This is a genomic window from Gordonia sp. 852002-50816_SCH5313054-c (assembly GCF_001665925.1).
Lineage (GTDB): Bacteria > Actinomycetota > Actinomycetes > Mycobacteriales > Mycobacteriaceae > Gordonia > Gordonia jacobaea.
Map to the genome: position 1 here is coordinate 1 of NZ_LZTE01000055.1, position 15,785 is coordinate 15,785.

Annotated in this window: 15 protein-coding genes; 9 read left to right on the forward strand and 6 right to left on the reverse strand. The window is 64.0% G+C overall.

The genetic code is table 11. From position 1 onward, the window contains the following. Window positions 1–513, forward strand: a 513-nt coding sequence (locus A5788_RS24060; protein ID WP_197502771.1) for an HNH endonuclease signature motif containing protein, incomplete at its 5' end; no start/stop codon positions are given. 180 nt (window positions 514–693) lie between these two features. On the opposite strand, the gene A5788_RS12840 is transcribed toward A5788_RS24060, so the two are convergent. Next, entirely contained in the window at window positions 694–1,056 is a 363-nt protein-coding gene (locus tag A5788_RS12840; RefSeq protein WP_269449573.1) for a WhiB family transcriptional regulator, read from the reverse strand. A 41-nt stretch (window positions 1,057–1,097) separates the two neighbouring features. Then, window positions 1,098–1,697 (reverse strand): DNA-3-methyladenine glycosylase I, encoded by a 600-nt coding sequence (locus A5788_RS12845; RefSeq protein ID WP_049700011.1) that lies wholly within the window; start codon window positions 1,695–1,697, stop codon window positions 1,098–1,100. A 92-nt stretch (window positions 1,698–1,789) separates the two neighbouring features. Here A5788_RS12845 and A5788_RS12850 point away from each other — a divergent pair, with 92 nt between their 5' ends. Together A5788_RS12850 and sigK are read left to right on the forward strand one after the other, a co-directional pair. Continuing rightward, window positions 1,790–3,415: a dihydroxyacetone kinase family protein gene (locus A5788_RS12850; RefSeq protein WP_064865884.1), complete on the forward strand. Its 1,626-nt coding sequence runs from the start codon at window positions 1,790–1,792 to the stop codon at window positions 3,413–3,415. 187 nt (window positions 3,416–3,602) lie between these two features. Then, window positions 3,603–4,172, forward strand: coding sequence for an ECF RNA polymerase sigma factor SigK (gene sigK, locus A5788_RS12855; RefSeq protein WP_049700012.1), 570 nt, complete (start codon window positions 3,603–3,605; stop codon window positions 4,170–4,172). A 132-nt stretch (window positions 4,173–4,304) separates the two neighbouring features. On the opposite strand, the gene clpB is transcribed toward sigK, so the two are convergent. Then, window positions 4,305–6,857, reverse strand: coding sequence for an ATP-dependent chaperone ClpB (clpB, locus tag A5788_RS12860; protein WP_064865887.1), 2,553 nt, complete (start codon window positions 6,855–6,857; stop codon window positions 4,305–4,307). A gap of 322 nt (window positions 6,858–7,179) precedes the next feature. On the opposite strand from clpB, the gene A5788_RS12865 reads away from it, so the two are divergent. Next, window positions 7,180–7,860 (forward strand): response regulator transcription factor, encoded by a 681-nt coding sequence (locus tag A5788_RS12865; RefSeq protein ID WP_064866184.1) that lies wholly within the window; start codon window positions 7,180–7,182, stop codon window positions 7,858–7,860. An 11-nt stretch (window positions 7,861–7,871) separates the two neighbouring features. Here A5788_RS12865 and A5788_RS12870 read toward each other — a convergent pair whose 3' ends face one another. Further along, window positions 7,872–9,215 carry an ATP-binding protein gene (locus A5788_RS12870; protein WP_064865889.1) on the reverse strand — a complete coding sequence of 448 codons (1,344 nt, stop codon included), beginning with the start codon at window positions 9,213–9,215 and terminating at the stop codon, window positions 7,872–7,874. A gap of 182 nt (window positions 9,216–9,397) precedes the next feature. Here A5788_RS12870 and A5788_RS12875 point away from each other — a divergent pair, with 182 nt between their 5' ends. Continuing rightward, the gene (locus tag A5788_RS12875) at window positions 9,398–10,153 is read left to right on the forward strand and encodes an ABC transporter permease (protein WP_064865891.1); all 756 of its coding nucleotides are present in this window, start codon (window positions 9,398–9,400) and stop codon (window positions 10,151–10,153) included. A gap of 35 nt (window positions 10,154–10,188) precedes the next feature. On the opposite strand, the gene A5788_RS12880 is transcribed toward A5788_RS12875, so the two are convergent. Continuing rightward, window positions 10,189–10,998, reverse strand: coding sequence for a phosphatase PAP2 family protein (locus A5788_RS12880; RefSeq protein WP_064865893.1), 810 nt, complete (start codon window positions 10,996–10,998; stop codon window positions 10,189–10,191). Between the two features lie 269 nt (window positions 10,999–11,267). Between A5788_RS12880 and A5788_RS12885 the strand changes: the two genes are divergently transcribed. The 3 genes from A5788_RS12885 to A5788_RS12895 all read left to right on the forward strand — a co-directional run bounded on the left by A5788_RS12885 (window position 11,268) and on the right by A5788_RS12895 (window position 13,567). Beyond that, complete coding sequence (locus tag A5788_RS12885; protein ID WP_082937981.1) at window positions 11,268–12,128, forward strand: COG4705 family protein; 861 nt, start codon at window positions 11,268–11,270, stop codon at window positions 12,126–12,128. A 26-nt stretch (window positions 12,129–12,154) separates the two neighbouring features. Beyond that, a complete protein-coding gene (locus A5788_RS12890) occupies window positions 12,155–12,868 on the forward strand; it encodes a metal-dependent transcriptional regulator (RefSeq protein ID WP_064865897.1) in 714 nt (237 codons plus the stop codon). 210 nt (window positions 12,869–13,078) lie between these two features. Next, window positions 13,079–13,567 (forward strand): hypothetical protein, encoded by a 489-nt coding sequence (locus tag A5788_RS12895; protein WP_064865899.1) that lies wholly within the window; start codon window positions 13,079–13,081, stop codon window positions 13,565–13,567. Window positions 13,568–13,647: 80 nt separating this feature from the next. Here the strand turns inward: A5788_RS12895 and A5788_RS12900 are convergent, their stop codons facing one another. Next, window positions 13,648–14,349 (reverse strand): IclR family transcriptional regulator, encoded by a 702-nt coding sequence (locus tag A5788_RS12900; RefSeq protein WP_064865901.1) that lies wholly within the window; start codon window positions 14,347–14,349, stop codon window positions 13,648–13,650. Between the two features lie 64 nt (window positions 14,350–14,413). Here A5788_RS12900 and A5788_RS12905 point away from each other — a divergent pair, with 64 nt between their 5' ends. Beyond that, entirely contained in the window at window positions 14,414–15,784 is a 1,371-nt protein-coding gene (locus tag A5788_RS12905) for a CoA transferase (RefSeq protein WP_064865904.1), read from the forward strand. The last annotated feature ends 1 nt before the right edge of the window (window position 15,785 follow it).

Sequence of the window (15,785 nt, forward strand, 5' to 3'; positions counted from 1 at the left end):
GGCGCAATCGACCCCGCCCACGCCGCCGAACTCGCGGCAGGCGTCATCGCACGGACCGTCGTGTTTCCCGACCTCACCGCGTCGAACCTCACCTCGCCAGGGCTCAACCTCGCCGCGATGGCATCCAACCTCGCCTCATGGGGGCTGCCCGACAATCCCGCACCTCCCGCCGACCCCACCGGACACGGCGGCTACCCAGCACCACCACCATGGGCGCTGCGATACCGACCACCCGACTGGCTACGCGAACAGGTCATCGCCCTGCACGGAGTATGCCGATACCCCGAATGCGGAAAACCCGCCGAACACACCGAACTCGACCACCTGGTCAAGTTCAACCACGCCGACCCCCACGCCGGTGGCTGGACCGTGCTGTTCAACCTCGTCCCCCTCTGCGGACCCGACCACCAACGCAAACACCTCGGCTTCTGGACACCCACCATGCACACCGACCTCTCCATCACATGGACCAGCACCCGCACAGGCGAAACCATCACCACCTACCCACGGTGACCACCTGGCCGGGGTGACATCGTCTTGTCGCATGGGCCCGATCCGTATGACAGCCAGATCCGTATGACAATCAGGGCCCATTTCCGGGGTCAACGTCATACGGATCGCTCGGCGCCCGCGCGAGCGCCAGCCCCAGACACCGTCTCGGGGGCTACAGCCGGGGGGTCGTGCCCGTCCATGTCAGGCCGCGGACTTGCGCGGGCGGCCGGGAGGACGCTTGCGCGCGATCACCGCACCACGCTCGAAGATCTCGCCGCCCCACACACCCCAGGGCTCGGCACGATCAAGCGCAGCCTGCAGGCACTGCGCCCGCAGCGGGCAGTCGGCGCACATCGCCTTGGCACGCTCGAGGTCACGAGGGTCTTCGGCGAACCACAGGTCGGCGTCGGCTTCCTGACACGGAAGGGTCGATGCGCTCGGTGCCGCACCGACACAGTGCAGGCCGCCGCAGGTCCGCAGCACGCCGGGAGTTGGCGATGACGGCACGTGCGCGCGACGCATGGCGCGTGGGTGGTGCGATGAACATCTGGCATCGGCGGTCATGCTGACGAGGCTAAAAGCTCAACCTCACTCGAAGTCAAGGGTCACTGCAACGCCAGGTAGTCCTCGATGGCCGCGGCAACTGTCGGCCGGGTCACGCAGTCGTAGGCGTGGTCGTTGACCATCCCCGACGCCTGCATCAGCGCGAACATCGTGGTCGGACCGACAAACTTCCAGCCGCGCTTCTTGAGATCTTTCGAGAGCCTCGTCGAATCCTCGGACAGCGTCATCGAACCCGGAATATGTTCTGCCGCAGGCGCATATCGCCAGAAGAAGGATTCCAACGACCCCTCGGCATCGATGAGTTCGCTCGCCCGACGCGCATTGTTGATCGACGCTTCGATCTTGCCTCGATGACGAATGATCCCGGCGTCGCCGAGAAGACGTTCGACGTCACGCTCGGTGAAGCGCGCGACCTTCTCGACGTCGAAACCTGCGAATGCGGCTCGGAAGTTTTCGCGCTTGGTGAGGATCGTTCGCCAGCTCAGGCCGGACTGGAAGCCTTCGAGGCAGACCCGCTCGAACAGCGCGGTGTCGCCGGTGAGCGGAAATCCCCACTCCGTGTCGTGATAGGTCGTCTCGGGCTCGACCGCTGCCCACGTGCAGCGCGACAAGCCATCGTCGCCAACGATCACGTCCACCATGTGTCCTGCCTCCCAGTCCGCCGCCGCCGAGCGTATCGCGGGACTCCGACACGATCGGCACCTCCATCCGCTTTACCGATACGGTGGATTGCGTGAGCGACTACATCCTGAATTCACCGGGCACCTTCATCACCGACTCGCTCCGCGGTTTTGTCGCCGCTCACCCCGACATCGTCTGGCAGTCCGACCCCGGTTTCCTCCACCTGCGCGAGCGCGACGGCGAAAGCAACGTCGCCCTCGTCTCCGGCGGCGGGTCAGGCCACGAACCCATGCACTCCGGAATGATCGGCACCGGCATGCTCGACGCCGGATGCCCCGGACTGGTCTTCACCTCGCCCAATGCCCTGCAGATCGTCGGTGCCACACGGTGGGCGGACCGCGGCGCGGGCGTGCTGCACATCGTGAAGAACTACACCGGCGACGTCATGAACTTCCGCATCGCGCGGCACCTGGTGCGCGACGACATCGAGACCGATCATGTGATCGTCGCCGACGACGTGGCATCCGACTCCGCAACCGGCCCCGGTCGTCGAGGAACCGGAGCGACGATCCTGGTCGAGAAGATCTGTGGAGCCGCAGCATCTCGCGGCGACGATCTCGGCACCGTTGCCGACATCGGCCGGCGAGTAGCGGACAACGCCCGCAGCATCTCGGTGGCCTATCACGCGTGCACCATGCCGTCGAAGTCTGCGCCGACCTTCGAGCTCGACGCCGACGAGATGGAGTTCGGAGTGGGCATCCACGGCGAAGCCGGGCGTGAACGCACCGCCCGCGTCGGTGCCCGTGAACTGGTCAATCGCATGGTCGACCCGCTGGTCGACGCACTCTCACTCACCCACGGCGAAGAAGTGATTTGCCTGGTCAACGGCTTGGGCGCCGCCCACCCACTCGAACTCGACCTCGTGTTCGGTGAGGTCGTCGCAGACCTTGATCGTCGCGGGATCTCCATCGCCAGGCCGATGGTAGGAACATTCGTCACGGCCCTCGACATGCGTGGCGTCTCGATCACCCTGCTGCGAGCCGACGACGAGATCGTGTCGCTCTTCGACGCCCCGACCACCGCGCCGGGATGGGCGGCCAATCCGGCGCGTGGTACCGCCCCGCTGAGCGACACCACGTTCGCCGAACCGTCGGACTCCGCAGACGACGGAGCTGAGAACGAGTGGCTGACACGCTTTGTCCGACACGTCCAGGAGTCGATCGACGATCTGACCGAGCTCGACCAAAAGGCAGGTGACGGCGATTTCGGAACCAACATGGAAGCCGCCCTGTCTCACTTCAGCCTTCCGGTGCGCGGTACCGACAGCCAGGTATTGAACGCCATCAGCACGTCGTATCTCGTCCGCTCCGGCGGGACGTCCGGCGTCATCTTCGGCGTGCTATTCCGCGAGTTGGCCAACGCCTTCTCCGAGACAGACGACGTCGAGGCCGCAATCCGCGAGGGCTCCTCGCATGCGCTCGCAGAGATCCAGGATCTCGGCGGCGCCCAGGTCGGCGACAACACGATGGTCGACGCTCTCAGCCCGGCCGTCGACGCGTTGGAGAATGGCGACTCTCTCGCCGACGTCGCCCAGAAGGCTGCTGATGGCGCCGAATCCACGCGTGACACAACCGCAACGAAGGGGCGCGCGAGCTACGTCGGCGAGAATGCGCGCGGCGTCGTCGATCCGGGTGCGCTCGTCGTTTCCTGGCTCTATCAAGCTCTGACTGACGACTGACGCGTTCATCCATGAAAATCGTTAACCTATAACGTCCCGTCGCGTTATTACTTCGTGACCGCGAGTGCCCTCGGTTTCGAGTTCGTCGCAATCCGCCGTTGCCCCTGACGGTCTTCGCCTCCGAAGACCTAGCGTTTAGCCCACGTCGAGAAGTCGGCGCTGCGCACTACGACAACAGGAGCTCGACATGAGTGATTCAACGGGACGCCTGTCTGCACTGCTCTCCCGCATCGCGGAGGGAGACGCGCACGCCTTCGCCGCCTTCTACGACGAAACCAGTCACCGTGTCTACGGCATGGTTCTGCGGATCGTTCGCGATCGCGGCCTCAGCGAGGAAACCACGCAGGAGGTCTTCCTCACGGTGTGGCGGTCGGCGCACACTTTCGACCCGGAGTCGGGTTCGCCGCTCGGGTGGCTGATGACCCTCGCGCATCGACGGGCCGTCGACCGGGTCCGCTCGGAGACCGCGGCAAAGCGTCGACTTCACGTCTACAGCACGGCCGAACAGTCCACCCGGATCGAACACGACGTCGTCAGCGAATCGGCTGAGCGTCGCGAAACCGTTCGCGAGGTGCGTTCCCTGCTCTCACGGCTGACCGAACTGCAGCGCGAAGCCATCGAGCTCGCCTACTTCCGCGGTATGACCTACCGCGAGGTGGCCGACGAACTCGGCGTCGCGCTGCCGACCGCGAAGTCGCGTATCCGGCAGGCCCTCAAGCGTCTCGAGCCGCACATCGCGGCGGTTCCTGCCGCCTGAGCACCTGAACGCGCACAGAGTCCCCAAACCGCAAGGCCCCCTCACAAAAGAAAGGTCCCGACCCACGAATGGGTCGGGACCTTTCTGGCCTGTCGGCGTGTCAGCCGTATCGGCGTGTCAGTCCTGTAGCGGTCAGCCCAGAACCAACCCGTCGCCGTCGGCGCTCACGTTGACCGGCACGACGTCGCCGTCGCGGACGTCACCGGCGAGCAACGCCTTGGCGAGCTTGTCGCCGATGGCCTGTTGCACCAGGCGACGCAGCGGACGCGCGCCGTAGAGCGGATCGAATCCCCGCTCGGCGAGCCATTCCTTGGCCTTGGGCGTGACCTGCAACTCGAGGCGACGCTGTGCGAGCCGCTTCTGCAGTTGGCCGAGTTGGATGTCGACGATCGACACCAGTTCCTCCGGGCTCAGCGCGTCGAAGATCACGACGTCGTCGAGTCGGTTGATGAACTCCGGCTTGAAGGCCGCGCGCACTGCCGCCATCACCTGGTCCTTGTCGCCGCCGGAACCGAGGTTCGACGTCAGGATGAGGATGGTGTTGCGGAAGTCCACGGTGCGGCCCTGACCGTCGGTCAGGCGTCCTTCGTCGAGAACCTGCAGCAGGATGTCGAAGACGTCGGGGTGAGCCTTCTCGACCTCGTCGAAGAGGACCACCGTGTACGGACGACGCCGCACAGCCTCGGTCAATTGACCGCCCTGCTCGTAGCCGACGTAGCCGGGAGGTGCACCGACAAGCCTTGCGACGGCGTGCTTTTCGCCGTACTCACTCATGTCGATGCGCACCATCGCGCGCTCGTCGTCGAACAAGAACTCCGCCAGCGCCTTGGCCAGCTCGGTCTTGCCGACACCAGTCGGTCCGAGGAACAGGAACGATCCCAGTGGCCGGTTCGGGTCAGCGACACCTGCACGTGCACGCCGCACGGCATCGGAGACCGCGACGACAGCGTCCTTCTGACCGATGACGCGTTGTCCCAGTTCCTCTTCCATGCGCAGCAGCTTGGCGGTCTCACCCTCGAGCATCTTGCCCGCAGGGATGCCCGTCCACGCCGAAACGACCTGTGCGACGTCGTCTGGGCCGACCTCCTCCTGCAGCATCACGTCTTCGTCAGGGTCGGTGCCGGTCTTCTCGATCGCGGCCTCCAACTCCTTCTCCAAGCCCGGAATCTTGCCGTAGCGCAGCTCGGCCGCGCGGCCGAGATCGCCGTCACGCTCAGCGCGATCCGCTTCTCCGCGAAGGCGTTCCAGCTCTTCTTTGGTGTCGCGAACGGCGTCGATGGCGGTCTTCTCCGACTGCCAGCGTGCGGAGAGCTCGTTGAGCTTCTCCTTCTGATCAGCCAGTTCCTGACGCAGCTTTTCCAGACGTTGCTTCGACGCCTCGTCGTGCTCCTTTTCGAGCGCGACCTCTTCGACCTCGAGGCGTCGGACGACACGCTCCACCTCGTCGATCTCGACGGGGCGCGAGTCGATCTCCATCCGCAGGCGCGACGCCGCCTCGTCGACGAGGTCGATGGCCTTGTCGGGAAGGAAGCGCGAGGTGATGTAGCGATCGGAAAGTGTTGCGGCAGCGACCAATGCGGAGTCGGTGATGCGCACACCGTGGTGTACCTCGTACCGTTCCTTCAGGCCACGCAGGATGCCAATCGCGTCTTCGACGCTCGGCTCACCGACGTACACCTGCTGGAAACGACGCTCCAGCGCGGCATCCTTCTCGATGTACTTGCGGTACTCCTCCAGAGTCGTGGCACCCACGAGTCGCAGCTCACCACGAGCAAGCATCGGCTTGATCATGTTGCCCGCGTCCATGGCGGAATCACCTGTGGCACCGGCACCTACGATGGTGTGCAGCTCGTCGATGAAGGTGATGACCTGTCCGGCCGATCCCTTGATCTCGTCGAGCACGGCCTTCAACCGCTCCTCGAACTCACCGCGGTACTTGGCACCCGCGACCATCGATCCGAGGTCCAACGAGACAACGGTCTTGTTGCGCAACGACTCCGGCACATCGCCTTCGACGATGCGCTGAGCGAGCCCCTCGACGATGGCGGTCTTGCCGACACCTGGCTCACCGATCAACACCGGGTTGTTCTTGGTACGACGACTGAGCACCTGCACCACACGACGGATCTCGGAGTCGCGCCCGATGACCGGGTCGAGCTTGCCCTCGCGGGCAGCCGCGGTCAGGTCGGTCGAGTACTTCTCCAGCGCCTGATAGGTGGATTCCGGGTCTTCGGACGTCACTCGCGCGGTGCCACGGACGGCGACGAACGCCTCCTGCAGCGCCTGCGGGGTTGCGCCGTTGTCATGCAACAGCTTGGCGACGTCGGAATCACCGGTCGCCAATCCGACGACGAGGTGCTCGGTGGAGACATACTCGTCGTTCAGTTCGGTCGCGAGTTGCTGGGCGGCCGTGACCGCCGCGATCGACTCGCGGGAGAGTTGCGGCTGGGCGCTGGCACTCGACACCGTCGGCGCCCGATCGACCATCGCCTGCGTTTGTGCGCGAATAGTCGACGGATTCACTCCGACCGCCTTGAGCAGCGGCGAAGCGATCCCATCGGACTGGTCGAGCAAAGCCACCAGGATGTGGGCGGGACGTACGTCGGGGTTACCAGCAGCGGCCGCCGCCTGCACGGCAGCGCTCAACGCCTGCTGTGTCTTGGTGGTCGGGGTGAAGCTGTCCACTTCGTGGTACCTCTTTCTCTACGTGTGCGTTCTTAAGTCTCTGTGGCTCAATTATGGCCACTCGAGTTGTTCAACGCGAGTAGAGTTGAGTCCATTCCGCTCAGGTTTGGTAGTTTTGTGACTTACGTCACTGTCAATGGCTCGCGGCGGCGCCACCGGCCGACCAACGTGTGTCGAATCGAAGGATGTGGGTGCTGCAGCGCCCACATCTTTACGTAAGACACACATTCACCGCACCATGTCGGCCCACCCGGGGCCACTCAGTGTCTCCACAGCGGCGATCGCGCACACTGTGTTCGGAGAAGAGGGCGGTGAATGTGGCGTGCGCATCCTTGTAGTCGACGACGACCGTAACGTCGCGGAGACGGTCCGCAGGATGATGGTGGCCGAGGGCTGGGTGGTCGACGTCGTGCACGACGGTGCGCTCGGCCTGGAGAAGGCCACCTCCGAGCGCTTCGATGTGATCGTGCTCGACATCATGATGCCCGGCCTCAACGGATACGAGGTCGTACGTTCGCTACGGCGTTCCCAGGTGTGGACACCCGTGTTGATGCTGACGGCCAAGGACGGCGAGTACGACCAGGCCGACGCCTTCGATTTCGGCGCCGACGACTATCTGACCAAGCCGTTCTCGTTCATCGTGTTGATCGCGCGCATGCGCGCACTTGCTCGCCGTGGTGCACCCGAGCGACCAGCGGTGCTCACCGCCGGCACCCTGTCTCTCGACCCGGCGGCCCACGTCGCGTCTCGCGGCGAGACGGAACTCACCCTCACGCCAAGGGAATTCAGCATGCTGGAGTTCCTGATGCGCCACAAAGGTGAGGTGGTCACCCGAGCAGAGATCCTCGACTCCGTCTGGGACGTGAACTATCGCGGCGACGAGAATGTCGTCGAGGTCTACGTGAGCTATCTCCGCAAGAGGATCGATACCCCGTTCGGGTGCAAGGCAATTCAGACTGTCCGAGGGGTCGGATATCGCCTGGCGTCCGACGGAGGCGGCTAGGTACGTTCGGGCTAGTCCAGATCTTGCTCGACGCTCAGCCGAAAGCCGACGGCTGCTCCCCCACCATCGGCGTCGGTGATCACCACGGTCCCACCGTGCGCGCGGACGATCTCCGAGACAATAGCCAGTCCGAGACCCGAACCGCCTGATCCGCGCTGCCGCGAGGCGTCGAGGCGCACGAACCGCTCTGTGACACGGGCTTTGTCGTCGTCAGGGATACCGTCACCGTCGTCGGTAACCGTGATCGTGACCGTGGCATCCGCGACGTCTCTCGACATCGTCACCGACAGGCGACTGGAGGCATGACGCGCAGCATTGTCGGCGATGTTGCGTAGCGCGCGTGCGAGCTTGTCTGCGTCGCCGCGAACCCGAGCGGCAACGATTCGAGCGTCGACGACGTGATCGGTCACCGCGTCGAGTCGGGTGACTTCTGCACTGACGATCTCGTCGAGATCGACGTCATCGAGAAGTAGTGGCACTCCGCTTTCATCGGCGCGGGCAAGAAGCAGGAGATCGGCAACCATCTGTTGCAGGCGCAGAGCATCGGGGAGCATCACGGAGTCGACCGTGTCCGGATCGATGGGCTGGCGTTTGACACTCGAAAGATCCAGCAGCCCAACGAGTGTGGTCAGTGGGCTGTTCAGCTCGTGCGACGCATCGTTGACGAACTGCAGCTGCTGCGTTCGTGACACCTCGATACGGGCGAGCATCTCGTTCATGGTGACAGCCAACGCAGACACCTCGTCGCCCGTAGCGGGTACCGGGACCCGTTGGGTGAGGTCACCACCCGAGACCTCCTCGACGCGTGCCCGGATATCGTCGACGGGACGAAGTGCGCGCCCCACGAAAACGTAAGTGAGGAAGGCCATTCCGACAACGACGAATGGAAATACAATGGAGCACAGTATCCCGAGCGCGACAACGGTGGCATTGATGGGCGCCTCTTCCGCGCCGACCTGGATGGTGAAGACTCCTTCGGGTGTCTTGACTCCGTAGGCGCTCGCCTGGAATTCCTGCTCGGTGTCAGTGGCGTGCGCGCCGTGGATCGTCAACCGCTGCCCGGCGGCCAACGGAGGTGACATCGGTCGCGAGTAGACGGGTTTGTTGGCCAACCTCAGAGCACCCGACTCGTCGGTGATCTGTATGACCGCTATGTTCTGGCCGCTCGCGAGCAGCGCCGGGTCGATACCCCCGACACCTTCAGCCGACAACGAGCTCGCTATTTGCTCTGCGCGCGCGAATGTGGCGGCATCAGCACTCCGCAGCAACACGTGATGTAGTGCTTCGACCATGACCACCGCCGCGATTGCCAACGCGCATGCGACGAGACCGGTCGCGAGAAGCGTGAGCCGCATGCGTACGGGACGAGTCCAGGCGACAAGTCGGCCAAGAATCGTCCTTGCACGCTGATACACCTTCCGAAGCCTAGTCGGCCGTATGTATCCATAGTGGCGCTACTCAGCGTCCCCTAAGCTTCTACCAGCAAGGATGCCCCACATGTGTGTCGGTCGTCCCGAGTCGGCAGACGGAGCCGCTCGTGAAAGCTGACCACACCGTCGTCCATCTCGGTCCAGCCCTGGCAGTCTCCATCGCAGTGCTCGCCGTGATCGCGATCGCCGTCAACCGATACAACGATCGCGCACTCGCCGCAGCGACCGCACGGGCCGCGATCCGCGCAGTCTGCCAGTTAGCTGCTCTGGCAGCAGTATTGGCGCTAGTCATCCACGCCCTGTGGGCATCGGCAGTGTTCGTGGTCGTCATGGCGATCACCGCCGCGGCGACCTCGGCAGGTCGCGTGTCAGCAGCACACCGTGCGAGCGTGCGGAAGACAATCCGGTGCCTCGTCCCGGTAGCAGCCAGCACCATCCTGATCGTCGTGACACTGGTTGCTGTGGGCGTACTACCCGCCACTGGCATCGCGATCATCCCGACCGCCGGAATCATGTTCGGAGGTGCGATGAATACGACGTCGATCGCCGGCAAGCGCGCGCACGATGAACTTCGCACTCGGCACGGCGAGGTCGAAGCGGCACTGTCACTGGGGTTCTCGTCGCGCGATGCCCGACTGGAGATCATCAGACCCACTGCGGCAACAGCATTGATTCCCGGACTGGATCAGACCCGCTCAGTTGGCCTCGTCACCATTCCGGGCGCGTTCGTCGGGATGGTTCTCGGTGGAGCCTCGACCACCGCAGCGGCGATCATGCAACTCTTCGTCTTGATCTCGTTGCTGGCGGTGAGTGCAGTGGCCGCGCTCGTCACTGTCGAAATGGTTTCCCGAGACCTTCTCTGACAGAGACGAAGGTGGGATGCCACCGGCCTCTCCGATCAGTGATGGGCAGAGAACCACTCCGCATACTCGGTGGCCCATACACCAGCCAGGTGTCCTGCCTGTCGCGCCGCGGACGCTCCATCGGATATGCCGTCACCGTCGACTGCCAGAATCACCGCGACGGCACTGAGAACCAACAGGATCGCCACGATGAGGACGCTGCGTCTTCGGGACGGCCACTTCGCCACTGCCAATTCAACGATAGGGAGTACGAGTAGCGTTGCAGCGCAGGCGACACCAACAGCTGCGACCACGTCTGAGATCCAATGGACACCGAGGTACAAGCGCGTTGCGCAGACGAACACAACTGCGACGATGGCGCACACCCACAACGCAGTGCGAGCACCACCGCCCGCCGACCGTGCAACGAGGGACGCCACGGCGACCACCAATGCAGCAGTCCCAGCCACGTGGCCAGAGGGAAACGAATAGGTGGTTTCCAATACGCCCACCTGGTCTGCGACCGGCGGGCGCGGGCGCGCAGCCAGCATTTTCAACATCGCACACAGCGCCCCGGCGCTTGCGACTGCGGCAACCAACATGACGGCGCGCAGGACACACGCATCGCGCACCAACAGAATGACCGCCGCCAGAGCAGTCCAGACGACGATCGCCCACGGGCTGAAAGCCTGAGTCGCAACGTCGACGACCAAGGTCCGGTGAGGCGTATGAAATCTTGTCGTCGCAGACATGATCGTTGAGTCAATGGGCAATGGACCGCCGCCCGAGATGCGCAGGGCGACACCCGCAACCACAAGGACAAGGGCCAACGCCAATCCGCCCGACACGCGAATGTAGCTCGACATGATGTCACTATTGATCAGCAGCCCTGTGGAGATGCTGAGTCACACTGAGTACAAGGGTTCGCTCGACGAAGCCGCGGGCCATCTCACCGGGCGCTGAGTTTCTTAACCGGTGCTGAGTCCGATTCGCAGGCGTACCGCGACCTCAATACTGTTGACTGCGTCGGTGATTCGACGCGGACGCGGAGTCCTTCAATCGCCCTTCGTACAAGCGGCTTTCGCGACGACGCGCAAGCGCGTCTCCCTTCCGGATACCTACGATAGGAATCTCTATGTCGGACTCCTCTCACGACGCTTCGGCGTCAGTGGCGCCTACCGAAGCGAAGTCGCCGAGCCGAATTCGTACCGGCCTGAACGAGCAGCTGGCCGTCAAGGTGCCGGCGATCGGCGTCATGTTCTGGGTTGTCAAGATCGTGACAACCGGTATGGGAGAGGCGATGTCGGACTATCTGGCGACATTCGGTCTTGCGGTTCCGGTGGTCGTGGGCGTCGTCTGGATGGGTATGAGCTTGTGGCTGCAGCTCCGGTCGCGTGCCTACCACGCACCCACCTATTGGTTCGCGGTAGCGGGAGTGGCGGTGTTCGGCACGGTCGTCGCCGACGGGCTGCACGTCGTCGGACTGTCCACAACGGAAACAAGTCTTGGCTACGCGATCGCTCTCGGGCTGTGGATGACACTGTGGTACCGAACCGAACACACGCTCAACATCCACGAGATCACCACACGACGCAGAGAGGTCTTCTACTGGGGCACAGTCCTGTTGACCTTCGCACTCGGAACGGCACTGGGCGACTGGAGCGCATTCTTCCTCGGATTGGGATTCGCCGGCTCCATCGTGCTCTACGCATGTCTCATGGTGGTGCCCGGCGTGGGCTGGAAGTACCTCCACCTCAACGCCGTCGCCGCATTCTGGACCGCGTACGTGCTCACCCGCCCTCTTGGTGCGTCGGTGGCTGATTGGCTCGGCAAGCCGCAACCGATCGGACTGGGTCTCGGCGACGATGTTGTCGCCATTGGCTCGCTCGTCCTTGCGACCATCCTCGTCGCATTCCTCTGGCTCACCGGCGCCGATGACCCCAACGATTCCGCACCTCATGCCAGGTCACTCCAGCGCACACTCAGGGTCCCCTAAGCTCACCACCGGCATCATGCTCGCTGATGACAACACAGGTTACGGCGACCGTCGCAAACTACCTTCGCACCATCTTCGACCTTGAGGAAGATCGCGTGGAGGTTCGTCGCGCACGCATCGCCGAACGCACAGGGAACAGCAAAGCATCTGTCGCCCAAATGCTTCGGAGAATGAGAGATCAGGGGTTGCTCGACTTTACCGACGAGCGGCTCGTGGTTCCCACCAAGGCGGGGCGCGATCTCGGCGTCGCGTTGACCAGGCGGCACCGACTTGCCGAGAGGATGCTCGTCGACGTCGTCGGCCTACCTCGCTTACAGGCTCACCGAGTTGCGTCGGGCTGGGAGCTGTCCATGGACAAAGCCACCGAAACTCAACTCATGCACCTGTTGCGGTACCCAACCACCGATGCCTGGGGAAATCCGATACCCGCACTCTGGCAACTAGGCTTTCACGATAGCCCGATCCTGCTACCCGGCCTCCCACTGTCCGAGGCCATACGTGACACAGGCTCCGCCAGGCTATCGGTGCAAGCGTTCTCCGAGCATGTGCTCAACGACGAATCCGCCATCACACGTCTGCTTGAAGCAGGCATCGAACCGGGCGCAACCATCGTCGCCAGAAAGCAGGGCGCTGCCGTGTCCGTGTCCGGCGACGAATCAGTCGATCTTCCACCACAATTGGCGGCCTCGATTCGTGTGACGCTGCTCGGCGCCGCTGACGCGGACGCATACACCCACTGATCGCCGCGGTCGCGCGGACTTCTACCGATCGATAAACGTGTGTCGAATCGAAGGATGTGTATGCTGCAGCGCCCACATCCTCACGTAAGACACACATTTGTCGCACCATGTCGGCCCAGACGCGTCTATGGTCGCGTCCGCTTTATAACGGAAATGCCACGCATCTGCGCAATCGGCTAACACATCCCGGCCCGATCTCGACAGACGAGTATGGGACACCTCAAAAAGCTCGGCGCGGCGGCTGCGGCGACCGCGATCATCAGCTCGGGCATCACCGCAGGCACCGCCTCGGCGTCGATCTTTCACAACGGTCCGGGCGGCGGATTCCAAACCTCCGCGGCCCCCTGTACAGGCATCAGCCCCAACGTGATCGACCTTCCCTACTTCGGAAGAATCTTTGTATCGCAACCCAATCCGCTCCGAAGCGGCTATGCCGACATCCGGATCGACGCGAACATGTCGGTCTGGGGCTATACCAACCTGATCGACGTCCGCTGGCGGAACCTCGGCACCGGCAAGACCGGGCAGTTGCGCGGCCAACTCGGCGTGCGCCTCTCCGACGGTGGCACGATGAAGACGTTCGAGGGCGTGAACACCGGCCCGGGCCGCGTCCGCATCGAATTCCGCCCGACCAACCGGGGCGCACTGCTGACCACACCGGCCACCTCGCAGTGCTCCGACGTATTCACCGTCCGATAGCGCACCCAAATGTGTGTCTTGTTGAAAGAGTTGGATGCTGCAGCACCCACATCCTTACGCAAGACACACATCTATAGACCTCACTTACGGGCGAGCCACTCCCGCACCTGCCGCGCGGCCTTGTCCACGCCCCGCCCGTTGCCGGTTCGAGGACCCACCACCACGACGACGCCGACCAGCAGCCCGCGCTCGAACACCGGAACACCAGCGGCGCGGATCTCGGGATCGGCGAGTCCGTCGCTGATCGCATAGCCGAGACGTCGAATCGCGGCGACCTCACGCTGGAAACCAGCGGCGTCGGCCGGTCCGGCGTGCATCGCCAACAACCGGTCGCGCTCACCGTCGTCGGCGAAAGCCAGGAACGCACGCCCGGCCGCCGTGCGAAGTAATGGTCGCGGGCGGTACTCCCCGACCACGGCTTCTGCATGCTCCGACACCTCGCCGACACTCCCGAGGTACACGACGTCGGAGCCGACGAGCACGGCAAGCGCGACCGGCAGTCCTGTGTACTCCGCCAGCGTCGCGAGCCCATCTGCGTCAATCGGTGGCGCATCGGCGTGGGCCGCGATCAGCCGCAACGTCATCAGCCGCGGACCCAGACGGTACCTGCGGTCGGATCGAACCAGGTATCCACACGACACCAGGTCATCGAGCAAATCCGACGTCGACGACACCGGTGCGTCCACAGAACGAGCAATCGCGCTCAGCGACAACGGTTTCGACGCACGCGCAACCTCTTCCAGTATCCGGTCGGCTCGCATGACGGCGCGTTGTCCACCCACGCCGACATCTTACGTATATTCGGAAGATCACCAGCGTTGCAGCCTCGACGCGAAGACTGAAGCCATGCCAACCACTTCGCCGCGCGTCTCCGACATCGTCGACGGCCTGACCGCGCTCACGGGAACCGACGTCGGCCCGACGCGAATCTCCGGAGCCGACCCGATCACACCATCACCCCACCGAATCGGCGACGCATCGGCAGCCGCGATCGCGGCGTTCGGCGCCCAGATCTCAGCGCTGGGTGACAGCTCGGGAGTGTCCGTCAGTGTCTCCGACGCCGTCGACCAATTGCGTGCCGCATACCTGACGACGATCAACGGTCAATCAACCGGATCGGTCGCAGAAGACCCGACTGCACTGCGCAACAACGACTTCTATCGCACTGCCGACGGCTGGACGTTCTTGATCACCACCTTTCCGCACCAACGCGACGCCGTCTGCTCCGTCCTGGACTGCCCGCCCACAAAGGAGCGAATCGCGCAAGCCGCTCTCGCATGGAATTCCGTTGCCCTCGAAGAGGCCGTGGTTGCAGCGGGCGGCGTTGCGGCCGCAGCACGAACCGCCGAACAGTGGGCCGCGTCGCCGGTGGGTATCGACGTCGCACGACGACCGGTCATCGACCTGGAACGCATCGACGACTCCGACCCCGAATCCCTTACCGCACCACGAGAATGGCCGCCGCTGAATGGCGTTCGAGTTGTGGATATGACTCACGTGATTGCCGGCCCGGTGAGCACCGAACTGCTGGCCGCTTTCGGAGCCGACGTCGTGCACGTCACCCGACCCGACCTCGTCGACCCCCACCCCATGCCTGCGCTCACCGGTGGCGGAAAACGCAACGCCTACTGCGATGTTCGCGACCCAGACCAGTTGGCCGAACTCACCGATCTGATCGCCGACGCCGACGTCTTCGTGAACGCCTACCGCGGCCTACAGCGCCATGGCCTCGATGCCGAGCACCTCGCGCAGCGACGACCGGGCATCGTCGTCGTCGAATACCATTGCTGGGGCTCCGACGGACCATGGGGAGATCGTGGCGGATTCGACCAACTTGCTTGTTCAGCAACCGGTTTCAGCCTGGAAGAGGGGCGCGGCGGTCCGCCGACACTACCCCCGACGCACCTCCTCAATGACTATCTGGCCGCTTACCTCGGCGCGACGGGAATCGTTGCCGCGCTTCGCCGTCGACAAACCGAGGGCGGTTCATGGAGGGTGCGCGTGCGACTCGCGCGCGTGTGCACCTGGGTGCAATCTCTCGGTCCGTCGGACGCCGCCCCCGACATCGATTGGGGCGCCAGGTCAATCGATCTGACGACAGTCGACGGTCCGTTCGGCCGTATCGACGAACCGGTCATCCCCATCATTTTCGACGGCAAGCCGACGCCACGACCGCTAGCCGCGCGCCCGCTCGGCACGTCGCCATTGGCGTGGTGAC

Coding starts and splice junctions, on each gene's coding strand:
- A5788_RS12890 (WP_064865897.1), top strand. CDS start 12,155: ATGACAACACAGGTTACGGCGACCGTCGCAAACTACCTTCGCACCATC.
- A5788_RS12885 (WP_082937981.1), top strand. CDS start 11,268: ATGTCGGACTCCTCTCACGACGCTTCGGCGTCAGTGGCGCCTACCGAA.
- A5788_RS12880 (WP_064865893.1), bottom strand. CDS start 10,998: ATGTCGAGCTACATTCGCGTGTCGGGCGGATTGGCGTTGGCCCTTGTC.
- A5788_RS12870 (WP_064865889.1), bottom strand. CDS start 9,215: ATGCGGCTCACGCTTCTCGCGACCGGTCTCGTCGCATGCGCGTTGGCA.
- sigK (WP_049700012.1), top strand. CDS start 3,603: ATGAGTGATTCAACGGGACGCCTGTCTGCACTGCTCTCCCGCATCGCG.
- A5788_RS12895 (WP_064865899.1), top strand. CDS start 13,079: ATGGGACACCTCAAAAAGCTCGGCGCGGCGGCTGCGGCGACCGCGATC.
- A5788_RS12840 (WP_269449573.1), bottom strand. CDS start 1,056: ATGACCGCCGATGCCAGATGTTCATCGCACCACCCACGCGCCATGCGT.
- A5788_RS12845 (WP_049700011.1), bottom strand. CDS start 1,697: ATGGTGGACGTGATCGTTGGCGACGATGGCTTGTCGCGCTGCACGTGG.
- A5788_RS12905 (WP_064865904.1), top strand. CDS start 14,414: ATGCCAACCACTTCGCCGCGCGTCTCCGACATCGTCGACGGCCTGACC.